This window comes from Variovorax sp. UC122_21 (genome assembly GCF_044056785.1).
Taxonomy (GTDB): domain Bacteria; phylum Pseudomonadota; class Gammaproteobacteria; order Burkholderiales; family Burkholderiaceae_C; genus Variovorax.
In genome coordinates, this window is the sequence record NZ_CP172003.1 from 1,876,972 (window position 1) to 1,898,445 (window position 21,474).

The window sequence follows — 21,474 nt, forward strand, 5'->3', positions numbered from 1 at the left end:
CCGTCACGGTTGGGAAGCGGGCGCGGCGAGCGCGCGGTAGCGGTCGCGCACGACGCGCTTGAGCAGCTTGCCGGTCTCGGTGCGCGGCAGGTCGGTCGCGAAGTCCACGCTGCGCGGGCACTTGATGGCCGAGAGATGGGCGCGGCAGTGGTCGATGAGCTGCTGCGCGGTCGAGGCACCGGCGAGCGCGGGATCCTTGAGCTGGACCACGGCCTTCACCTCCTCGCCGAACTCCGCATGCGGCACGCCGATGACGGCCACCTCGTGCACCAGCGGATGGTCCTGCAGCAGGTTCTCCGCCTCCTGCGGATAGATGTTCACGCCGCCCGAGATGATCATGTTGGCGCGCCGGTCCGTGAGGTAGAGGTAGCCCTCCGCATCCACGTGCCCGATGTCGCCGAAGGTGCCCCAGCCCTGCGGCGTGTGGGTCTCGGCGGTCTTCACCGGATCGTTGTGGTACGCGAAGCTCGGGCCGCCCTCGAAGCAGACCAGGCCGTCGACCATCGGCGCGCATTCACCGCCGTCGTCGCCGACGATGTGCAGCACGCCCTGCTTCGCGCGGCCCACCGAGCCCGGGTGCGCGAGCCATTCGGGTGCCGAGATCGCGGTGGCGCCGGCGCGCTCCGAGCCGGTGTAGTACTCCCAGACGATCGGGCCCCACCAGTCGATCATGCGGCGCTTGACCTCGAGAGGGCAGGGCGCCGCCGCATGCAGCGCCAGCCGGTGGCTCGAGAGATCGTGGGCCGCGCGTCGTTCGGCCGGCAGCGCGAGCAGGCGGATGAACATCGTCGGCACCCATTGCGAATGGGTGACGCGCCAGCGCGCGATCGCCGCGAGCGCGCCTTCGGCATCGAAGCGGCGCATCAGGACCACCGTGCCGCCGAAGGCCACGCAACGCACGCTGAAGCGCAGCGGCGCCGCGTGATAGAGCGGCGCGGGCGAGAGATAGACGCTCGCGGGATCGAAGGCGAAGAACGAGAGCCAGTCGCCCGCGAGCGCCTTGCGCAGCTGCTGGTCCTCGAGCTTGTGCTTGATGCCCTTGGGCCGGCCGGTGGTGCCCGAGGAGTAGGCGAAGTCCAGGCCCAGGGGCCGGTCCGGCAGCGGCGGTACCGGGCCGTCGGCCTCGACGAGCGCGCGGTAGCTCGCGGCGCCTTCGACCGGGTCTTCGGCGTCGATGCAGAGCACCTCCTCGAGCGGCGCCGGCCAGGCCGAGCGCTCGGCCCAGGGCCGCAGCGCCGTCTCGGTCAGCAGGATGCGCGCGCCCGAGTCCCGCAGGATGTAGTCGATCTCGCCGGGCGTGAGGTGCGTGCTGATCGGCACGTAGTAGAGGCCGGCGCGGCGTGCCGCGAAGGTGAGCTCGAAGTATTCGAGCCGGTTGCCCAGCAGGATCGCCACCACTTCGCCGGCCTCGAGGCGGGCCGCGAGGAAGCGCGCGAGCCGCGCCGAGCGTTCGTGCAGGCGCCGGTAGTCCAGCGTTTCGCCGGTCTCGGCCAGGATGGCCGCCGGTCGCGCGGGGGCCTCGGCGGCGAATCGCGCCAGGCCGTCAAGGACGGGTTCGTTCGATGGCAAGTCGGTCTCCGTGTGGCCCTCGCCACCTGCGGCGGCGCGGACCTTGTCTCTCGTTCAATGGTCCGAGGATACGAAGCCGGGTCGGCGCGCGGCATGACCGGGCCGATCAAACTGCATGACGCGCGGCGGCGCGTCAGGCGGCGTATCAGGCGGCAGGGCCGCTCTTGCCCCAGTCGTCCACCATGCTCGTGACCAGGTGCTTGACCATCAGGCGCGTGTCGGACCAGTCCATGGTCCGCGTCATGCATGGAAACACGATCGTGCCGTGCACCGCCGCGATCAGGATGTCGGTGGCCAGGCGCGCGTTCATGGGCGGGCGCGCCAGGGTGCGGAAGAACTCGTCCACCGTGTCGTAGTAGAGCTTGAGGCTGTCCTGCACCACGGGCGACCGGCCGAAGGGCACGCCGGCGCTGCCGACCGCCGGCGCCCGGTCCACGCTGGGCGCGGGAAAGATCACCAGGAATTCCTCCATGTGCTCGAGCCAGTAGTCGGCCGTGCCGATGAAGAGCTTGAGCACGCGCCGCTGCGGACTGCGCACGCGCGCGATCAGCTCGCGCAGCTGCTCGGTCGAGGCCTGCATGTCGTGCGCGCGGATGTGGAAGAACAGGTCCTGCTGGTCGTGGAAGTACTGATAGATGGAGCCCGGCGCATAGCCGGCGGCCGCGGCGATGCGCCGCAGCGAGACGGTCGACGGCTCCTCGTCGGCGAACAGCTTGCGACCCGCGGCGATGAAGGCCTCCCGGACCTTGGCCTTGTCCTCGGGAGTTCGCGCGCGGCTGAGGACTTCGGGTTTGGACGGGCGGAATGACATGGGGTGGCTTGGCTCTGGGGCTGGGGTTCTTCCGCGCGGGGCGGTGGAGCAAAAGTATAGGCCCGGGCACGGGAAAACCCGGTTCATAAATGAACATGTGCAATTAATATCCGCCCATGACGAACGAGACCTCCACGGCGCCGGTGCGCGCCTGCTGCTGCGGCGGCGCAACGGCTGCCGAACCCGTCCAGGCGCCGACGGCGCGCCCGGCGCCCATCGATGGCCGCTTCGAGCTGGTCGACCACCATGGCCGCGCCGTCACCGAGCGCAGCTTCGGCGATCGCCATCTGCTGGTCTTCTTCGGCTTCACGCATTGCGCCGTGGTCTGTCCGCGCGAGCTCGGCAAGCTGGGCGCCGCGCTCGAGCGCCTCGGGCCGCTGGCCGATCGCATCCAGCCGCTCTACGTCACGGTCGATCCGCGGCGCGACGACCCGAAGACCATGCAGGCCTATGTCGCGCGCCAGCCCGGCGGCTTCACCGGGCTCACCGGGACGCCCGCGCAGGTCGAGGCCGCCAAGAAGGCCTTCCGCGTGTTCGCGGAACCGGTGCCGGACGCCGGCGCACCGGGCGGCTACGTGGTGCCGCACACGGCCTTCGCCTACCTGATGGCGCCCGGCGGCCGCTACCAGGCCCACCTGCCCGACGCGCTCGACATCGACGCCGTGGTCGAACGCCTGCGCCGGCACATCGTGTGACCGGGCGCAAGGCGTACTCCGCGGTCGACAGGCAGCGGGTGCGCCAGGCCTTCATCGACGCGGGCCGCCGCATCCTGGTCGAGCAGGGCGCGGGTGCGATGTCGATGCGCCACATCGCGGCCCGGGCCGGCTACTCGCCGGGCGCGATCTACCAGTACTTTCCCGACCAGCGCGCGCTGCTGGTGGCGATCCGCGAGTTCGACATGAACGCGGCCACCGACGCCATGGAGGCCTGCGCGCGGGCCACGGCCGACCCGGCGCGACGCGTGCGCGCGGTGTTCCTCGCCGCGGCGCACTACTGGCTCGCGCACCCCGACCACTTCGACGTGCTGTTCGCCGGCTCGCGCGAGCGCGTGGCGCTGCACACGCCCGAGGGGCTGCCCTTCGGGCGCTCGGCCAGCGTCGTGCGTTCGCTCGCGCTCTACCGGCAGGTCGTCGACGGCTTTCTGGCCTCGCTGCCATGCCGGCCCGTCGACACCACGCTGGCCATGGACGCGCTGATCGCGGCCACGCACGGCGTGATCGCGTTCCCGCGTGTCACGCCGAGCATGCCCTGGTCGGCGACCGAAGCGATGGTCGAGGCCGTGGTGAACGCATTGATCGGGCAGTGGATTCGCGAGGCCCAAACGGCGGCCAAGGGAAAACACCGATCTTTAAATGAACGTGTTTAATTAAAGTCCGCCACCAACGAGACGCGGCTTTCGAAACGCACGCGTCTCCTTTCGGTAACGCGCTCGAAGCGCACTCTGGAGAGCATCCGTGGCGAAACTCAATGGCGGTCAGATCCTGATCGACGTCCTCCGGCGCTTTGGCGCCGACACCGCATTCACCCTTCATGGCGGCCACCTCGATTCGGCCTACCAGGCCGCGCGCGACGCCGGCCTGCGCGTGGTCGACACGCGCCACGAGCAGGCGGCGGGCTTTGCCGCCTCGGCCTATGCGCGCAGCACCGGCCGCCTCGGCGTGGCGCTGGTGACGGCCGGCGGCGGCATCACCAACGTGGTCTCGCCGGTGGCCAATGCGCTCGCCGACTGCGTGCCGATGCTGGTCATCGGCGGCGCGGCGCCGCTGCAGGACCTCGATGCGCTGCCGGTCAACGGCGGCGTCGACCAGATGGCGGTGATGCGCTCGGTCACCAAGTGGGCCGTGCAGGTGCCACACATCAACCGCCTGGCCGATCTGGTGGGCCAGGCGATCCGCAAGGCGACCACGGGCCGCCCCGGACCGGTCTACGTCGAGATCCCGATCGATGTGATGTTCGGCCTGATCGCGCCCGAGGAGGTTCGGCACCTCGACCCGGCCGGCGCGCCGACGCGCCCCGCGCCCACGGCCGACGCGGTGGCGCGCATCGTCGCGCTGCTGCGCGGCGCGCAGCGCCCGGTGATCCTCGCCGGTGGCGGCACGCTCTATGCGGGCTGCGCCGCCGAGCTGCGCGCCTTCGCCGAGCGCTCCGGTATTCCCGTGCTCACCAATGCCAAGTCGCGCGGCGTGCTGCCCACCGACCATGCGCTGTGGGGCCGCGGCTATGCCACGCTGGCACCGGCGCGCGGCCAGGGCCTGGTGCCCGACCTGCTGCTGGTGCTGGGCGCGCGCTTCGGCATCTATACCGGCGGCCGCCGCAAGTCCTTCCTGCCGGCCGAGGCGAAGATCGTCCAGGTCGACATCGAGCCCGGCGAGATGGGGCGCATCCGCGAACCCGACCTCTCGGTGACGGCCGACTGCGGCGAAACCCTGCGTGCGCTGCTGAGCGCCACCGAGTCCGAGCCGCTGCCCGACACCAGCGCATGGGCGCATCGCCTGTGCGCCGTCGGTGCCGCGTCGAAGCAGAACTTCGCGCAGGTGGCGGCGGCCGAGAGCGGCCCCGTGCATCCCTATCGCCTCGCGGTGGCGGTGGCGGCGGCACTGCCGCGCGATGCGGTGGTCTGCCTCGACGGCGGCGAATCGCATTCGTGGATCGACATGACGGCGCACAGCGACGCGCCCGGCCGCTGGCTCGGCCACGGCTACGTGGGCTGCATGGGCGAGGGCCTGCCGCTGGCGGTCGGCGCGCAGGTGGCCAACCCCGGGCGGCGCGTCGTGCTGTTCACCGGCGACGGCTCGATCGGCTTCAACTTCGCCGAGTTCGACACCCTGGTGCGGCACGGGCTGCCGGTAGTCGTGGTGGTCAACAACGACCAGATGTGGGGCATGTCGGCGCACGGGCAGGACCTGATGTACGGCGAGGGCCGGCGCATGGTCAGCGACCTGGGCCGCACGCGCTACGAGCAGGCCGCGGCCGGCTTCGGCTGCCACGCGGAGTTCGTCGAGGACGTGGCGCAGCTCGACGCGGCGCTCGCGCGCGCGCTGGCATCGAACCGGCCGGCCTGCGTCAACGTGATGACCGACCCCGCCGTGATGCACCCGATCACGCAGCGCTTCGTCGGCCGCATGGCCGAGCGCGATGCCGAGCGCAACTTCGTTCCCTATGCCGACGACCTGGAGGCCTGAGATGACCTTGCCAGGCAAGAGACTCGAGGGCCGCGTGGCCCTGGTCACCGGCGCGGGCTCCGGCATCGGGCGCGCCATCTGCGTGCGCCTGGCCGAGGAGGGCGCGCGCCTCGCCTGCCTCGACCGCGATGCCGCCGCCGCGCGTGCCACCGCCGATGCGATCGGCGGCGGCGCGCTGGCGATCGCCGCGGACGTGGCGAACGCCGCCGACATGCATCGCGCCGTCGAGGCCACGGCCGCCGCCTTCGAGCGGCTCGACATCGCCGTCAACGCGGCCGGCGTGGGTGCCAGCGCGCGCCTGGTCGACACCACGCTCGAGACCTGGCAGCGCGTGCTCGACGTGTGCCTCACGGGCGTCTTCGTCTCGCTGCAGGCGCAGGCGCGGCAGATGCTCGCGCAGGGCGGCCCGGCGGTGATCGTCAACATCGCCTCGACGAATGCGCGGCAGCCCGGCGAGGGGCTCGCGGCCTATTGCGCGGCCAAGGCCGGCATGGAGATGCTCGGGCGCGTCGCGGCGCTCGAGCTTGCGGCGCAGGGCATCCGCGTCGCGTCGGTGGGGCCGGGCCTCACCGACACGCCGATGGTGGCGCGCCTGCTTGCCGACCCGGTCGCGCGCGAGGCCTTCTTGGACAACATCCCGCTGCAGCGCCCGGCCCGGCCCGAGGACATCGCGGCGGCGGTCGCCTACCTCGCGAGCGACGACGCGGCCTACGTGACGGGCCAGACCCTCTACGTGGACGGCGGTGCCTCGATGCAGCGCTACCCGAGCCTCGCCGCGCGCAAGCCGTCGGCGCCGGCCGCCTGAGCCCGCCCCTGGAGAAACGCATGAAAGCACTGGTCTACGTGGGCGACGCGACGGTCCGCCAACTGGAGGTTCCCGCGCCGCGTCCCGGAAGCGGGGAAGTCATGGTCCGCGTGCTGCAGGCGGGCGTCTGCGGCACCGACATGTGCGTGGTGCGCGACGAGCGGCCCAAGGCCGAGGCGCCGATGACGCTCGGCCACGAGTTCGTCGGCCTGCGCGAGGACACCGGCGAGCGCGTCATCGTCAATCCGCTGCTGGCCTGCGGCTGCTGCCGCGCCTGCGGCGAAGGCCGCGCCCACCTGTGCGAGCGCCGCCAGGTGATCGGCGTGCACCGCGACGGCGGTTTCGCCGAGGCGGTCGCGGTGCCCGAGGGCAATCTCGTGCCGGCGGGCCACGCGACGATCACGCAGGCCGCGATGGCCGACCCGATCGCCACCGCGCTGCATGCCTACCGACTCGGCGCCGCCGCGATCGGCAGCGGGCCGGTCGCGATCCTCGGCGCGGGCTCGATCGGGCTGTCGCTGCTGTTCGTGCTCAAGCGCTTCGGCGTGAAGGACGTGACGGTGACCGACCTGTCGGCCGAGCGCCGCGCCTTCGCCGACGCGGGCGGTGCCGACCGCACGGCCGAGGCCATCGAGGGCAGCTTCGACGTGGTCTTCGATTCGGTGGGCGCGGTCGCCACGCGGCGCGACGCCGCGCTCAAGGTGCGCCCGGGCGGCGTGGCGGTGCTGGTCGGCCTGCACAGCGCCGACCTGGCGTTCCCGGCCGGGCCGCTGATCGGCGGCGAGCGCACCGTGAATGGATCGTTCGGCTACACGCCCTACGAGTTCCGCGAGGCCGTCGCGATGCTCCCCGACCTCGACACGCGCTGGGTGCATGCCGTGCCCTTCGCGCAGGCCGAGCAGATGTTCACGCGGCTGCTCGAAGGCAGCCTGCCACCCGGCCAGATCAAGCTGCAGATGCGCATGAGCGCCTGACCCACAACTAGACGGAGAAAACCATGAGAGCTTTTCATTCGCCATGCCCTTCTCGCCTTCGCGGGGCTCGCCGTCGGCGCCGCCGCGCAGGCCCAGGGCGAGCCGATCCCGCATCGGCGCCATCCTGTCGGTGACGGGCCCGGTAGGGTTCGTCGGCGACCCGCAGCAGAAGACGCTGGAGCTGCACGTCAAGCGGCTGAACGAGCAGGGCGGCGTGCTGGGCCGCAAGATCGCGCTCACGATCTACGACGACCAGTCCGACCCGAACAACGCCAATACCTTCGCCAAGCGCTTGGTCGACACCGACAAGGTCGACGTGCTGCTGGGCGGCACCGTCACGCCGACCGCGATGGCGATCGTGCCCTATGCCGAGCGCGCCGGCGTGCCCTTCGTCTCCACGGGCGGCGGGCTCGCGCTGGTCGATCCGGTGAAGAAGTGGGTCTTCAAGACGCCGCACTCCGACCGCATGGTGGCCGAGCGCATCCTGCAGGACATGCAGGAGCGCGGCATCAAGCGCATCGCGCTGCTGTCGGAGACCAGCGGCTTCGGCCAGTCGGGCCGCAAGGAGGTCACGGCGGCGGCGGCCCGCTTCGGCATCACGGTCGTGGGCGAGGAGAGCTACGGCCCGAAGGACACCGACATCACGCCGCAGTTCACCCGCCTGCGCAACCTGCAGGACCTGCAGGCGATGCTGGTCTTCTGCGGCGCGGGCACCAGCCCGGCCGTCGCGATCAAGAACTACGCGCAGATGGGCTTCAAGCTGCCGGTCTACATGCCGCATGCCGCGGTCAACCAGGAGTTCATCAAGCTCGGCGGCGCGCCCACCGAAGGCGTGCGCATGCCGACCACGGGCTTCGTGGTGCCCGACGCGCTGAAGGACGGCGATCCGCAGAAGGCGCCTTCGCTCGACTACTACCGCAGCTTCAAGGAGGCCTACAAGGTCGACGCCTCGCCCTTCGGCGGCAACGTGGCGGATGCGCTGGCCATCGCGGTCGACGGCATCAAGCGCGCCAACGGCACCGACAAGGCGAAGCTGCGCGACGCGATCGAATCGACCAGGGGGCTCGTGGGACTGAACGGCACCTTCACCATGACGCCGGCCAACCACAACGGCCTGACGACCGACTCGCTGCGCATCATCGAGGTGCGCAACGGCCGCTTCGAGCTCGTCAAGTGAGCACGCTACCGCGCCGGCATGGGGGCCACCATGTTCTCTGAACTGCTGCAGTTCCTCTTCTCCGGCCTGACGGTCGGCGCGATGTACGCGCTCGCGGCGCTCGGCTATGCGCTGATCTACAACGCGAGCCACATCGTGAACTTCGCGCAGGGCGAGTTCATCATGCTCGGCGCCATGACGGCGGCGGCCATGGTCGAGGCCGGCAGCGGCCTGCCGCTGGCGATCGCCGTGGCCATCGTCGCGTCGGTGCTCACCGGCGCCTGCATGGAGCGGCTCGCGGTGCGGCCCGCGCGCGGCGCGCCGCTGATCACGCTGCTGATCATCACGCTGGGCGTCGCGCTCGTGATCCGCGGCGTGGTGCAGGTCGTGCTCGGCAAGGGCAACCATGCGCTGCCCGCGTTCTCGGGCGATGCGCCGCTGCGCGTCGCGGGCGCCACGCTGGTGCCGCAGAGCCTGTGGGTGCTGGGCGTGACCTTGGCGGTGGTGGTGCTGCTGGCCTGGTACTTCGGCCGCACGCTCTCGGGCAAGGGCATGCTCGCGACCTCGCACAACCCGCTGGCCGCCGCGCTGGTGGGCATCGGCACCGACCGCGTGATGCTGGTGTCGTTCGCGATGTCGGGCGCGCTGGGCGCCATCGGCGGCGTCATCACCGCGCCGATCACCTTCACGAGCTACGACGCGGGTGTGGTGCTCGGCCTCAAGGGCTTCGCGGCCGCCGCGCTCGGCGGCATCGGCAGCGGGCCGGGCGCGATCGTCGGCGGCCTGGTGCTGGGCGTGATGGAGGCGCTGGCCGCAGGCTACGTCTCCGCCGCCTACAAGGATGCGGTGGCCTTCGTGCTGATCCTGCTGGTGTTGATGTTCTTGCCACGCGGCCTGTTCGGCGTGCGGGTGACGGAGCGCGTATGAGATTTCCCACCCGCCATGCCGGCCTTGCGCTGCTCGCGGCCTTGCTGCTGCTGTTCCCGGTGCTCGGGCCGAGCGGCTTCGCCTACGACATCGCGATCCGCATCGCCATCAACGCGGTGGTCGTGATCGGCCTCAACCTGCTGTTCGGCTACGCGGGGCAGATCAGCCTGGGGCACGCGGCCTTCTTCGGCTTCGGTGCCTACGCCTCGGCGATCCTGACCACGCATTTCGGCTGGCCGCCGCTGGCCGCGCTGGCCGCCGGCGCGGCGGCGACGGGCGTGCTGGCCTTCGTGGTCGCGCGGCCGATCCTGCGGCTGGCCGGTCATCACCTGGCGATGGCCACGCTGTCGCTCGGGTTGATCGCGACCATCGTCTTCAACAACGAGACCCGCTGGACCGGCGGCTCGGACGGCATGACGGTGCCGGCGCTGTCGGTGTTCGGGTGGTCGCTGTCGGGCGAGCCAGCCTGGTATGCGTTCACCGCGGCGCTGCTGCTGCTCGCGACCTGGGCCGCGTCGAACCTGGTCGACTCGCCGGCCGGCCGCGCGCTGCAGGCCATCCGCGGCTCGGAAGTCGCGGCGCGCACCGTGGGCATCGAGGCCGGCCGCTTCAAGACGCGCGTGTTCGTGCTGTCGGCCGTGATGGCCAGCGTAATGGGCAGCCTGATGGCGCATTACGTCGGCTTCCTCACGCCCGCGGCCGCGGGCCTCACGCGCTCGGTCGAGTTCGTGATGATGGTGGTGCTGGGCGGCACCGCCTCGGTCTTCGGATCGATCGTCGGCGCGGCCATCATCACCTTGCTGCCGCAGGTGCTGCATGCCTTCGAGTCCTTCGAGACCTTGCTGCTCGGGATCATCCTCACGGCCGCCATGATCTTCATGCGCGCGGGCATCGTGCCGACCCTGAAGGGCTTGTTCGCCAGGAGGCCTTCATGAGCGCGCTGGCCAAGCCGGTGGTCGATGCGCTGAAGGTCGAGGGGCTGTCGATCGCCTTCGGCGGCGTGAAGGCGATCCAGGACCTGAGCTTCGAGGTGCATGCGGGCACGGTGCACGCGATCATCGGTCCCAACGGCGCCGGCAAGACCACGCTGATCAACCTCGTGACCGGCATCTACCGGCCCACGGCCGGCCGCATCGCGCTGTTCGGCAGCGACGTCGACGGCACGCCGCCCGAGCAGCTCGCGCGCAGGGGGCTGAGCCGCACCTTCCAGAACCTGCAGGTGTGCATGAACATGAGCGCGGTCGACAACGTGATGATCGGCGCCCACCTGTCGCTCGGCACGGGCCTGCTGCGCGGCATGTTCCGCCCGCCCGCGCTGCGCCGCGCCGATGCGCAATGCCGCGAACGGGCGCTCGAGCTGATGGACTTCGTCGGCGTCGGCGCGCATGCCAAGGCGCAGGCGAGCCAGCTGTCCTATGGCGCGCTCAAGCGGCTGGAGATCGCGCGCGCATTGGCCGCCTCGCCGCGGCTGCTGCTCATGGACGAGCCGGCCGCCGGGCTCAATCACACGGAGACGGCACAGATCGAGGTGCTGATCCGCCGGATCGCCGAGAACGGCACCACGGTCGTGCTCGTCGAGCACGACATGAAGCTGGTGATGGGCGTGTCGGACCGCATCCTGGCGCTGCACTACGGCCGCCGCCTGGCGCTCGGCAGCACGGCGCAGGTGCGCAACGACCCCGAGGTGATCGCCGCCTACCTGGGGGCCGAGGCATGAACGCCGTACCCGCGATGCAGGAGGACCGCTCGATGAAGACGCTGCTCGAGGTGCGGGGCCTGACCAGCCACTACGGCCGCATCCAGGCGCTGCACGCCGTCGACCTCGCGGTGCGCGAAGGCGAGCTGGTGGCGCTGGTGGGTGCCAACGGCGCGGGCAAGACCACGCTGCTGCGCGCCATCTCGGGCGTGCAGCCGGTCTCGTCCGGCGCCATCGCCTTCGATGGCGAGCCGATCGTGCGCGCGCCCTGCGCCGTGCGCGTCAAGCGCGGCATCTGCCAGGTGCCCGAGGGCCGGCAGGTGTTCGGCCCGATGACGGTGGAGGACAACCTGCGGCTCGGCGCCTTCGTGCGCAACGATCCCGCGCAGGTCGAGAGCGACCTGGCGGCGATGTACGCGCTGTTCCCCATCCTCGGCGAGTTCCGGCGCCTGGCGGCCGGCACGCTGTCGGGCGGGCAGCAGCAGATGCTGGCGATGGCGCGCGCGCTGATGGGCCGGCCACGCCTACTGCTGCTCGACGAGCCCTCGATGGGGCTGGCGCCGCTGATCGTGAAGGAGATCTTCGGCGTCATCGGCCGGCTGCGCGACGAAGGCAAGACCATCCTGCTGGTGGAGCAGAACGCGCGCGCCGCGCTGGCCATCGCCGACCGCGGCTACGTGATCGAGACCGGCCGCATCACGCTCGAAGGCCCGGGCCGCGCGCTGCTCGCCGACCCCGCGGTGCAGGCCGCCTACCTCGGCATGTGAGGGAGATGAAGATGCGACACGAGATCACTGCGCACGAATGCGCGACCCCGCGGCACACCACCCGCTACCTGGCGGCCGGCCTGGCCGACGGGCCGCTGATCGTGTTCGTGCACGGCTGGCCCGAACTGGCCGTGAGCTGGCGCCACCAGATCGAGTGCTTCGCGGCGCTCGGTTTTCGCGTGGTGGCGCCCGACATGCGCGGCTACGGCGGCTCGACCGTGCATCCGGCATGCGAGGACTACGCGATGGAACAGATCGTGCAGGACATGGTCGAGCTGCTCGCGCACCTCGGGCGCGACCGGGCGATCTGGGTCGGCCACGACTGGGGCTCGCCGGTGGTCTGGAGCATGGCCAGCCATCATGCGGACAAGTGCCTGGGCGTCGCGAGCCTGTGCGTTCCCTATCTGCCGAGCGGCTTCACGCTCGACAGCCTGCTGCCGCTGGTCGACCGTGCCGTGTATCCGCAGGCCCTGTATCCGGCGGGCCAGTGGGACTACCAGTGCCACTACCAGGAAAGCTTCGAGGCGGCGCGGGCCGCGCTCGAGGCCGATCCGCGGCGCACCGTCAAGGCGCTGATGCGACGCGGCAATCCGGAGGGGCGCGGCAAGCCCTACCGCACCGCGACGATGCGGCGCGACGGCGGCTGGTTCGGCGGCGCGGGCATCGCGCCCGACCTGCCGCGCGACGCCGCCGTGCTCTCCGAGGAGGCGCTCGCCGAATATGCCGAGCGACTGGGCCGCAACGGCTTCTTCGGTCCCGACGCCTGGTACATGAACATGGCGCGCAACGCTGCCTTCGCGGCCACCGCGCCCGCCGCGGGGCGGCTCGCGATGCCGGTGCTGTTCCTGCATGCCGCCTTCGACTGGATCTGCGAGACCCGCGACTCGCGCCTGGCCGCGCCCATGCGCGCGATGTGCGGCGACCTCAGCGAGGCCGTGGTCGACAGCGGCCACTGGATGCAGCAGGAGCAGCCCGAACGCGTCAACGCCTGCCTGGCGGCCTGGATCGCCCGGCGCATCGAACCCGAGGAGAAGACCGCATGACCACCGCCGAAGCCCACGACACCCTCACCGACCGCCAGGCCGGGCACCTGCGCCACTTCGCCAACCTCGCGCGCCAGCCGCCCAACGACTGGTCGCTGATGCAGGGGCGCGGCGCGGGCCAGGACGACTTCGGCGGCTACCGCTTCCAGCTCTCGTACATGGCCTATGCGCTGGCGCTGGCGCATCGCCATCGCCTGCCGGCCGCGCCGGGCGCGTTCAAGCCGGTCTTCGAGCGCCTGGTCGAGAAGATGCTGCTGCCCGAGGTCTGGATGTACTGGGCGCGCGTCAGCCGCGGCGGCAGCGTGTTCAACCTGCACCTGTCGGACCGGCTCGAGGAGCAGTGGGATCCGGTCGCGCGCGACAACATCATGTACAGCGCCTACGTGCAGTCGATGGCGCTGCTCTACGACTACCTGTTCGACGATCACCGCTACGCCGCGCACGGCGCGCTCACCTTCAGCTACTGGTCCTTCTTCTGGGGCGGCAAGGAGCGGCGCTACGAGTACGACCAGAACAGCCTCAACGAGACCGTGTACTGGCAGATGGTCGAGAGCGGCTACCTGGGCGTGGCCTGCGAGCCCAACTGCGTGTTCCAGATCTGCAACCAGCCGGCCATCCTCGGCTTTCGTATGCACGACCTGGTCAATGGCCGCTCGGTGGCGGCCGAGGTCACCGAGGCCTACCAGAAGGCCTGGTCGCAGTTCGGCCGGCTGGGCGCCAACGGCCACTACAACATGATGATGGCGCAGGACACGCAGGTCGTGCGCGACAACGCCGGCCCCTCGCCCTGGGCCGACGCCTGGTGCGGCACGCTCATGAACATGTGGAACCGCGAGTTCGTGCACAGCCACTATCCCGCGCAGATCCGCGACTGGCTGGTCGAGGGCCGCGACGGCGCGCTGTCGGTGCGCTCGGCCGAGCGGCCGCTGATCATGGGCCAGGCGGTGGTCAACGACGATTCCGATTTCGGCTGGGCCGCGACCTGGGCCTCGGAGATGGGCGATGCCGCGACGCTGGCCGGCCTCGAGCGCCATGCCGAGCGCCACATGGCGCCCACCTGGCGCGATGGCGGCTTCTACTTTCCGCGCAACGACGCGCCGCAGGACGCCGAGGGCCATCGCACGCTGATGGAGCCGATGTGCGGCAACGTGCTGATGGGCTATGCGGCGCTCAACGTGCCCGACGGGCTCTGGAAGCTCTACAACGAACCCATCGCCGCCGAGGAGCGCCGCCATCCCGCGCTGGTGGAAGTGGGCGATGCCGTGGACGTGCTGCAGGCCCGTTTCGATCCGGCGTCGCGGCGGCTCCGGTTCGCGCTGCGCCGCTGCGCCGGCGCGCGCGGCGGCCTCGAGGTCGTCATCGGCCGGCTGGCCGAACAGGGGCGCTGGACGCTCGCGCTCGATGGCCGCGAGGTGGCCGCGGGCAGCGGCCGTGCCGTGAGCCGAAGCACCTTTCCGGCGCTGCGAACCAGCGAGTGCGGCCTGCTGCTCGAATGCGGCGGCCTGGCGGAAGCGGGGCGATTCGTGCTGAGCTTCGACGCTCAGTAGGGCTGCCGCGCGCCGCGCGACGCCACGAGCTGGTGTTCGATGGCCGCCTTGTCGATGACCGACCACACGCGCGCGATCCGTCCGTCGACGAACTCGTAGAAGACGTTCTCGGCGAACGACACCTTCAGGCCGTCGACGTCGAGGTCCAGGAAGCGTCCCTTCGGCGTGCAGTCGAAGCGCAGCCGGCTTGCGACGCGCGGCGCGTCCACGACCAGCAGCTCCAGCTCGAAGCGCAGGTCGGGAATGTCGTCGAAGTCCTTCTCGAGCATGCGGCGGTAGCCCGCGACGCCGAGGTGGACGCCGTTGTGGCTGACCTCCTCGTGCACATGGCGGCCCAGCGCGCCGAAGTCCCGCGCGTTGAGGCAGTCGAGGTAGGCGCGGTAGGCATGGTCGAGTGGGAGGCTTGCGGAGGTCATCGGGTCGCGGTGTCGTGGGTCGGGCAGCACATTGTGCGCAACCCATGCATCCCGCCCGACAGGGCCATGAGCTCGACCTGCCCGCCCCGGGGATCGCGCCACGGGAACTCCATGGCCGCCAGCACCGTGTACTCGGCGGCCCTGGCTTCGTGGTGCGGCGTGCCGGCGTCCTCGGCCAGCGAGGGATGGCACATCAGCACGTCGCCGCTGCGCGCGGCGGACAGCCAGGCGAGCAGGCGCTGCCGGTAGCCCGCCACCCCGCCCGCGAAGTTGTAGACCCCCAGCAGGCCCCGGCTCGTCGGGATCGAGCGCCGCGCGGCGTCGCGCACCAGCGCGCGGCCTCCCAGCGCATGGATGACCCGGGGCTTGAACGCGGCCGCGCCGGGCCGCGTGTTGCGCAGCCATGGCGGCGCGGCCGCGTAGCGGCGCGACAGCTCCTCGAGCAGCAGCTCGCGCACCATCGGCAGCTGGTGCACGTGCCGGTGGCCGTCGACGAAGGCGGGCGCGCGGCCCAGGCCGTCCTCGAAGCGCGCGAGCTGCCCGGCGATGGTCTGCCGCAGGCGTGCCCGCGGCATGGACCGCGCGTAGCAGCGCAGCACCAGCGCACCGAGGCCGGGCTCCTCGGCGCCCGCGGTTCGTGGCGGGGTCAGGTCCAGGTGCAGGCCCACGTCGACGCACGCGGCATCGACGCGCCGCAGCGCGGGCAGCCCCCGGGGCCAGGCCTCGCGCAGCACCAGGCAGCCGGTGGCCGAGAGATTGCGCCGCGCGATCAGGTCGAGCACCGCCGCGTTGATGCCCGCGCTCATGCCGAAGTCGTCGGCGCAGATGCAAAGCCGTTGCGTTGCGGCGACGTGCGAGGTCATGGCTCCTCGGTCTCCAGGCCGTGGCCGCGCTGCTCGCGCACCACGTAGACGGGCCGGCCCTTGACCTCCTCGAAGATGCGCGCGACGTACTCGCCGAGGATGCCGGTGGAGATCATCTGCACGCCGATGAAGAACATCAGGCTCACGACGATGGTCGACCAGCCCGACACCTCGTTGCCGAAGCACATGTAGTCGAGCACCACGTAGCTGCCGTAGCCGAAGGCCGGAACCGCGAGCAGCAGGCCGGCCACGCTGACCATGCGCAGCGGCCAGGTGGTGAAGGAGGTGAGGCCGTCGAGCGCCAGCTTGACGAGGCGCCGCGCGTTGAAGCGGCTGCGCCCCTCGGCGCGCGGCGCCGGCGTGTAGGGCAGCGCCACGGCGCGAAAGCCGACCCAGGCGTACAGGCCCTTCATGAAGCGGCTGCGCTCGGGCAGCTTCAGCAGCGCATCGACCACCTTGCGGTCCATGAGCCGGAAGTCGCCCGCGTTCTCGGGCACCGCGAAGCGGTCGGAGGCGTTGAGCAGCCGGTAGAACAGGCGCGTGCTCAGCGTCTTGAGCGGCCCCTCGTCGCGGCGGTCCTCGCGCACCGCATAGACCACCTCGGCGCCCGCGCGCCACTGGTCGATCATGGCGCGCACCAGCGCGGGCGTGTGCTGCATGTCGCCGTCGAGCAGCACCACCGCGTCGCCGCGCGCCGCGCCCAGGCCGGCGGTCAGGGCCGCTTCCTTGCCGAAGTTGCGCGACAGCGAGAGGCTGCGGATGCCCGGCCGCTCGCACCAGGCGCCGAGGACGAGCTCGGTGTCGTCGGTGCTGCCGTCGTTGACCACGATCACTTCCCAACGCAACTGGGTGGCGCGAAGCATGCGCTCGAGTTCGGGCAGCAGGGCGCCCAGGTTGCGTGCTTCGTTGAAGCAGGGAACGACGCACGAGATGCTCGGTATCGCAACCGCTCGTGGCCTCTGCAGCCTGGAGAACTCGGGGATGGGTGCGTTCATGATGGGGCTGGCGGCACGACGCGTACCGTGACAGGGAATGGGCCGGAGATTACGAGCTTGTGCATGGGAAAGCACTCGATTCCATGTGCGCGATGCACCCCATTCGGCCGGGTCAGTGCGGGGTCAGCATGGCCGGCTCCACGCGCATCGCGACGCGTCGAAACCATCGTTCGCGAAGTCAGGCGGCGGTGAGGTGCGGCCCCTATAAATCCCGCCCATGACTTCCGGATCGACGCCCGTGCCGGGCCGCTTTCTCCCCACTGCCGATGCCACCGCCACGGGCGGCGCGCCGATGGAGCGCTGGGTGCCCGCGCTGCTCGTGGCGCTGGTGCTGGCATGGGCCTGGCCGATGGTGGCGCTCGATGTCACGCCGCCCTGGGACAACGTGGAGGAGCTGTTCTGGAGCGGCAGCCTGCAGTGGGGCTACTACAAGCATCCGCCGCTGCCGAGCTGGCTGCTGAGCCTGCCGGTGGCGCTGCTCGGCCGGCAGCCGTGGCTGACCTACGTGGGGGGCGTGGGCTGCGGCGTCGGCGCGCTCTACCTGCTGTGGCGCTGGTCGCGCGAGATGATGACGCCGGCGCGCGCGGCCTTCGCGCTGCTGCTGGGCACGCTGGTCACCTACCACGTGCAGCGCGCGGTGGTCTACAACCACAACACGGTGCAGCTGCTGCCGCTCGCGGGCTACTGGTGGATGCTGTGGCGCGTGCTGCGGCCGGCCGGGAGCGGGCGCGCCGACTGGGTCTGGCTCGGGCTGTTCGCGGCCCTGTCGATGCTCACCAAGTACAGCGCCGCGGTGCAGTTCGCCGTGGGCCTGGGCTTCGTGGTCCGCCAGGGCCTGTGGCGCGATGCGCGCGTGCGGCGCGACCTGCTGCTGGCCAGCGCGCTGGCGCTGGTGCTGCTGGCGCCGCACCTGTGGTGGGTGCTGCAGCATGGCGACACCACGGTGCTCTATGCACGCCACTCGGTCCATTCGGTGCATGCAGCCGGCAGGCACCTGCTGCCGCGGCCGGTGTTCGTGCTGCTGGTCCAGCTCGCGCGGCTGTCGCCGATGCTGCTGTTCATCGGCTGGGCCTGGTTCGCGCAGCGGCGCGAAGCGGCCACGCAGCCGGCGCCGCTGCCCGCGGCATTCGACCGGCGCTTCCTGGCCTGGGCGACCCTCGGTCCCACCGTGCTGGTGCTGGTCGCTTCGGCCTTGCTGCATTCGCGGCTGATTCCGGCCTGGCTCACGACCTTCTTCCTGCCGCTGGGCGTATGGGCGGCTGCCTCGCTGCCGTGGCTCGACGTGGAGCGCTGGAGCCGGCGCCGCTGGCAGGCGGTGCTGGCGGTGGTGGGAGTGCTGCACATCGCCACCGCCTGGGCCTATGCGGGGGTCGACGGCGTCTGGAGCGCGCGGGCCGGCCGCGCGACACGCGCCAACCTGCCATCGCAGCGGATCGCGGCGGCGGTGGAGGCGACATGGCGCGATCGCATGGGCGAGCGTCCGCTGACGCTGCTGGTCGGCGACACCTGGTTCGCGGGCGCCGTCGCGCTGCGGATGGATCCCGGCGTGCGCCTGCTCATCGACGGCGACGAGCGAACCTCGCCCTGGCTGGCACCGGGCGTGCTGGCGCGCGAGGGTGGCATGGTGCTGATGCTCGACACGCGGCCGTTCCAGGCTGAGGGGCCATTGCTCGAGCCCTTGATGAAGACCGTGGATTGCGCCGGCAGCATGGAGCTGCCCTGGACCGGTGAGGGGCCCGAGCGCCGCGTGCTGCTTCGTTGGGGCATCGTGCTGGCGGAGAACGAACGGGGCGCGCCGGGCATCGCCTGCGGTCACGATCCGCGCGCGAGCGCGGCGCGCTGAGCCGACGGCTCGCTGCTGCTCGTGGAGCCGGGGTACTTCGACGCCGCATGACAGGGGAGCGGGACCGGGAGACCCGCCAGCGCTGGAGAGGCGGTGCGGCGTGCTGCGTGCGCCCAGGGGGCCCACCTATAATTCACCCCCGATGCCGGCCCCCGGCATCACTCTCGACTGCAGGCGCCTCGTCCCGCGACCGCGCCTTCCCCCCGCTTCCCCCGATGTCTGCGCCCGTGCCCCCGTTCGTTCCCGATCCCGCCGGATCGCTTCCCACGTCTCGTCTTTCGCCTCCGCGGCTTCGCAACGCCGTCGCCAGCGCGCAAGTGCTGCCCGACCCGCGCCGCTGAAGGCCGACGCGTGCAAGACCTCTTCTCCCGGCGCCGGCCCGGTGCTGGCCTTCATGGCCTGCGTCGCCCTCGCCACCTACGCCCAGAACCTCACCGGCTTCGCCTTCAGCCTGATCCTGCTCGGCCTGGTGTCGGTGTTCCACATCGCGAGCGTCGGCGACGCGGCCAACGCGGCCACGGTGCTGAGCCTGATCAATGCCTGGACCTACTTCCGCGCGCGGCCCGGGCCGGTGCCGTGGCAGCTGATGAAGCCGGCGCTCAATGGCAGCACGGTGGGCGTGATCGTCGGGCTGATGCTGCTGACCTGGCTCAGCGGCAGCGCGGTCGACTGGCTGCGCGCGCTGCTGGGGGTGTCGATCCTCGGCTGCGCGGTGCTGCTGGTGTTGCAGGCGAAGCCGCTGCCGGCGATCTCGGGGCGCAGGAGCTTCGCCATCGTCGGCTGCCTGTCGGGCGTGCTCGGCGGGCTGTTCTCGAGCTCGGGGCCGCCGATCGTGTTCCACATGTACCGGCAGCCGCTGGACCGCGAGCTGGTAAGGCGCGCGCTGCTGCTGATGTTCGCGTTCAACTCGCTGGTGCGGCTCGTGATCGTGGTGCCGACCGGGCACTTCTCGTGGCGTGCCGCGCTGCTCGCGGCCTGTGCGATGCCGGTGGTCTATGCGGCCACCCGGTTGCATCACCGGCTGCCCAACCGGCTGCAGCCGCGCACGCTCAAATGGCTGGTGGGCGGGCTGCTGGCCGCCGCGGGCTCGACGCTGTTCGCCGCGGCCTGGGCCGCGATCGCGCACGGCTGACGCCACCGGTCGCGGTGGCCTGGCACCGTCCTGCCTTGCCCGCACGAGGCAATGGCTTACACGCGAAGTGCTCGAAACGCCCCTGTCGCGGGGCATCCCGCGCGCGAGAATTCCAGTCAGAATTTGTTGTGGTTGATGAGTTGCACCGCCGCTGCCGATGAAGCAGTGACCCTCTTCCTGGACCACCACGTGGCATGCAGAGCGGCCTGGGTCATCCCGGGCGTGTATTCCTCCAAAAAAACGCTTTGCTGTCATGCCATCCTCACTCACCTCCACGGGCATCCCGGGCCTCGACGACATCCTCGGCGGCGGGTTGCCCGCCCAGCATCTCTACCTGGTCGAGGGCACGCCGGGCACCGGCAAGACCACCCTCGCGCTGCAGTTCCTGCAGGCCGGCCGCGCTGCCGGCGAGCGCGGGCTCTACGTCACCCTGTCCGAAACCTCCGAGGAACTGACCGAGGTCGCGGCCTCGCACGGCTGGTCGCTCGAGGGCATCGAGGTCTACGACCTGGTGAGCGACGAGGGGCTCAGCGAGGAGGCCGAGCAGACGGTGTTGCATCCCTCGGAGTTCGAGCTCGGGGAGACTACGCGCGACGTCATGCGCCTGGTCAACGAGCAGAAGCCGCAGCGCGTGGTCTTCGACAGCCTGTCGGAGATGCGGCTGCTGGCCCAGAGCGCGCTGCGCTACCGGCGCCAGATCCTCGCGCTGAAGCGCTTCTTCGCGCAGCGCGGCTGCACCGTGCTGATGCTCGACGACCGCTCGGGCGGCGATGGCGACCAGCACCTGCACAGCATCGCGCACGGCGTGCTGCACCTGGAGCAGAACGCCAACGACTATGGCGCCGACAAGCGGCGGCTGCGCGTGGTGAAGCTGCGCGGCGTGAAGTTCCGCAGCGGCGAGCACGACTTCAACCTCGACCGCGGCGGGCTGCAGGTGTTTCCGCGCCTGGTGGCCAGCGAGCGCGAGCAGCGGATCGACGAGCGCCTGGTCTCGACCGGCACCGCGGCGCTCGACACCCTGCTGGGCGGCGGCCTGACACCGGGCAGCAGCCTGCTGCTGGCCGGACCCGCGGGCGTGGGCAAGACCACCACTGCGATCAGTTGCGCCGTGGCCGCCGCGCGGCGCGGCTCGAAGGTGGCCTACTACCTGTTCGACGAGGGCCTGGGCACGCTGCGGCAGCGCTCGCGGGCGCTGGGGCTCGACGTCGAGCCCTACATGAGCTCGGGCCACATCACGATCCGCACGCTGGATCCGGCCGAGGTCTCGCCGGGCCAGTTCGCGCACTCGGTGCGCATGGCGGTGGAGCAGGACGGCGTGCAGATGGTGGTGATCGACAGCCTCAATGCCTACCTGCACGCCATGCCCGGCGGCAAGTACCTGATACTGCAGATGCACGAGCTGCTGGCCTACCTGAACCTGCGCGGGCTCACCACGCTGCTGATCCTGTCGCTGCATGGCACCGTGGGCGAGATGCGCGCCGACGTGGACCTGAGCTACCTGAGCGATGCGATGCTGAACTTCAGGTACTTCGAGGCACGCGGCAACCTGCTGAAGGCGATCTCGGTGATCAAGAGCCGCACCAACGCGCACGAGCAATCGATCCGCGAGTTCCGCCTGGGCCCGCACGGGGTCGAGGTCGGCAAGGCGCTGAGCGACTTCCAGGGCGTGTTGTCGGGCGCGGCCCGCTACACGGGCACGCAGCCACTGCTGGGCGATAGCGATATCGCCACGCCGTCCGCATGAAAGG

20 protein-coding genes are annotated in these 21,474 nt (G+C 71.1%); 15 read left to right on the forward strand and 5 right to left on the reverse strand.

Going from position 1 to position 21,474, the window contains the following annotated elements:
• Window positions 1–3: 3 nt before the first annotated feature.
• Together ACHMXE_RS09650 and ACHMXE_RS09655 are read right to left on the reverse strand one after the other, a co-directional pair.
• Window positions 4–1,569 (reverse strand): AMP-binding protein, encoded by a 1,566-nt coding sequence (locus ACHMXE_RS09650; RefSeq protein WP_395345840.1) that lies wholly within the window; start codon window positions 1,567–1,569, stop codon window positions 4–6.
• Between the two features lie 145 nt (window positions 1,570–1,714).
• Window positions 1,715–2,380 (reverse strand): TetR/AcrR family transcriptional regulator, encoded by a 666-nt coding sequence (locus tag ACHMXE_RS09655; protein WP_203207707.1) that lies wholly within the window; start codon window positions 2,378–2,380, stop codon window positions 1,715–1,717.
• 116 nt (window positions 2,381–2,496) lie between these two features.
• Here ACHMXE_RS09655 and ACHMXE_RS09660 point away from each other — a divergent pair, with 116 nt between their 5' ends.
• From ACHMXE_RS09660 to ACHMXE_RS09715, 12 genes are all read left to right on the forward strand, one after another.
• The gene (locus tag ACHMXE_RS09660; protein WP_203207706.1) at window positions 2,497–3,075 is read left to right on the forward strand and encodes an SCO family protein; all 579 of its coding nucleotides are present in this window, start codon (window positions 2,497–2,499) and stop codon (window positions 3,073–3,075) included.
• On the forward strand, window positions 3,072–3,746 hold the full coding sequence (locus ACHMXE_RS09665; protein ID WP_203207705.1) for a TetR/AcrR family transcriptional regulator: 675 nt from the start codon (window positions 3,072–3,074) through the stop codon (window positions 3,744–3,746). Before ACHMXE_RS09660 ends, ACHMXE_RS09665 begins: the two co-directional genes overlap by 4 nt.
• 88 nt (window positions 3,747–3,834) lie before the next feature.
• Window positions 3,835–5,562, forward strand: coding sequence for a thiamine pyrophosphate-binding protein (locus ACHMXE_RS09670; RefSeq protein ID WP_203207704.1), 1,728 nt, complete (start codon window positions 3,835–3,837; stop codon window positions 5,560–5,562).
• Between the two features lies 1 nt (window position 5,563).
• Complete coding sequence (locus ACHMXE_RS09675; protein ID WP_203207703.1) at window positions 5,564–6,367, forward strand: SDR family NAD(P)-dependent oxidoreductase; 804 nt, start codon at window positions 5,564–5,566, stop codon at window positions 6,365–6,367.
• 20 nt (window positions 6,368–6,387) lie between these two features.
• Window positions 6,388–7,341 (forward strand): zinc-binding dehydrogenase, encoded by a 954-nt coding sequence (locus tag ACHMXE_RS09680; RefSeq protein ID WP_395345841.1) that lies wholly within the window; start codon window positions 6,388–6,390, stop codon window positions 7,339–7,341.
• Window positions 7,342–7,384: 43 nt separating this feature from the next.
• On the forward strand, window positions 7,385–8,518 hold the full coding sequence (locus tag ACHMXE_RS09685; RefSeq protein WP_395345842.1) for an ABC transporter substrate-binding protein: 1,134 nt from the start codon (window positions 7,385–7,387) through the stop codon (window positions 8,516–8,518).
• Between the two features lie 30 nt (window positions 8,519–8,548).
• The gene (locus ACHMXE_RS09690) at window positions 8,549–9,424 is read left to right on the forward strand and encodes a branched-chain amino acid ABC transporter permease (RefSeq protein ID WP_203207700.1); all 876 of its coding nucleotides are present in this window, start codon (window positions 8,549–8,551) and stop codon (window positions 9,422–9,424) included.
• Window positions 9,421–10,359, forward strand: coding sequence for a branched-chain amino acid ABC transporter permease (locus tag ACHMXE_RS09695; RefSeq protein WP_203207699.1), 939 nt, complete (start codon window positions 9,421–9,423; stop codon window positions 10,357–10,359). The genes ACHMXE_RS09690 and ACHMXE_RS09695 overlap by 4 nt, the downstream gene beginning before the upstream one ends.
• Window positions 10,356–11,141, forward strand: coding sequence for an ABC transporter ATP-binding protein (locus ACHMXE_RS09700; RefSeq protein WP_203207698.1), 786 nt, complete (start codon window positions 10,356–10,358; stop codon window positions 11,139–11,141). The genes ACHMXE_RS09695 and ACHMXE_RS09700 overlap by 4 nt, the downstream gene beginning before the upstream one ends.
• Before the next feature lie 41 nt (window positions 11,142–11,182).
• A complete protein-coding gene (locus ACHMXE_RS09705) occupies window positions 11,183–11,887 on the forward strand; it encodes an ABC transporter ATP-binding protein (protein WP_395347337.1) in 705 nt (234 codons plus the stop codon).
• Between the two features lie 11 nt (window positions 11,888–11,898).
• Complete coding sequence (locus ACHMXE_RS09710) at window positions 11,899–12,930, forward strand: alpha/beta hydrolase (RefSeq protein ID WP_395345843.1); 1,032 nt, start codon at window positions 11,899–11,901, stop codon at window positions 12,928–12,930.
• Window positions 12,927–14,477 carry a hypothetical protein gene (locus ACHMXE_RS09715; RefSeq protein WP_203207696.1) on the forward strand — a complete coding sequence of 517 codons (1,551 nt, stop codon included), beginning with the start codon at window positions 12,927–12,929 and terminating at the stop codon, window positions 14,475–14,477. Before ACHMXE_RS09710 ends, ACHMXE_RS09715 begins: the two co-directional genes overlap by 4 nt.
• Here the strand turns inward: ACHMXE_RS09715 and ACHMXE_RS09720 are convergent.
• From ACHMXE_RS09720 to ACHMXE_RS09730, 3 genes are read right to left on the reverse strand one after another with little or no spacing between them, the layout of a single operon-like run.
• Window positions 14,471–14,893: an ester cyclase gene (locus tag ACHMXE_RS09720; RefSeq protein WP_203207695.1), complete on the reverse strand. Its 423-nt coding sequence runs from the start codon at window positions 14,891–14,893 to the stop codon at window positions 14,471–14,473. The two genes, ACHMXE_RS09715 and ACHMXE_RS09720, sit on opposite strands and share 7 nt — an antisense overlap.
• Complete coding sequence (locus tag ACHMXE_RS09725) at window positions 14,890–15,756, reverse strand: ChbG/HpnK family deacetylase (RefSeq protein WP_203207694.1); 867 nt, start codon at window positions 15,754–15,756, stop codon at window positions 14,890–14,892. The genes ACHMXE_RS09720 and ACHMXE_RS09725 overlap by 4 nt, the downstream gene beginning before the upstream one ends.
• Window positions 15,753–16,751 carry a glycosyltransferase family 2 protein gene (locus ACHMXE_RS09730; protein WP_203207693.1) on the reverse strand — a complete coding sequence of 333 codons (999 nt, stop codon included), beginning with the start codon at window positions 16,749–16,751 and terminating at the stop codon, window positions 15,753–15,755. The genes ACHMXE_RS09725 and ACHMXE_RS09730 overlap by 4 nt, the downstream gene beginning before the upstream one ends.
• Window positions 16,752–16,968: 217 nt before the next feature.
• On the opposite strand from ACHMXE_RS09730, the gene ACHMXE_RS09735 reads away from it, so the two are divergent.
• From ACHMXE_RS09735 to ACHMXE_RS09745, 3 genes are all read left to right on the forward strand, one after another.
• Window positions 16,969–18,594 (forward strand): glycosyltransferase family 39 protein, encoded by a 1,626-nt coding sequence (locus tag ACHMXE_RS09735; RefSeq protein ID WP_281081693.1) that lies wholly within the window; start codon window positions 16,969–16,971, stop codon window positions 18,592–18,594.
• Between the two features lie 394 nt (window positions 18,595–18,988).
• Window positions 18,989–19,726: a sulfite exporter TauE/SafE family protein gene (locus ACHMXE_RS09740; RefSeq protein ID WP_395345844.1), complete on the forward strand. Its 738-nt coding sequence runs from the start codon at window positions 18,989–18,991 to the stop codon at window positions 19,724–19,726.
• Between the two features lie 253 nt (window positions 19,727–19,979).
• Window positions 19,980–21,470 (forward strand): ATPase domain-containing protein, encoded by a 1,491-nt coding sequence (locus tag ACHMXE_RS09745; protein WP_395345845.1) that lies wholly within the window; start codon window positions 19,980–19,982, stop codon window positions 21,468–21,470.
• Window positions 21,471–21,474 lie beyond the last annotated feature (4 nt).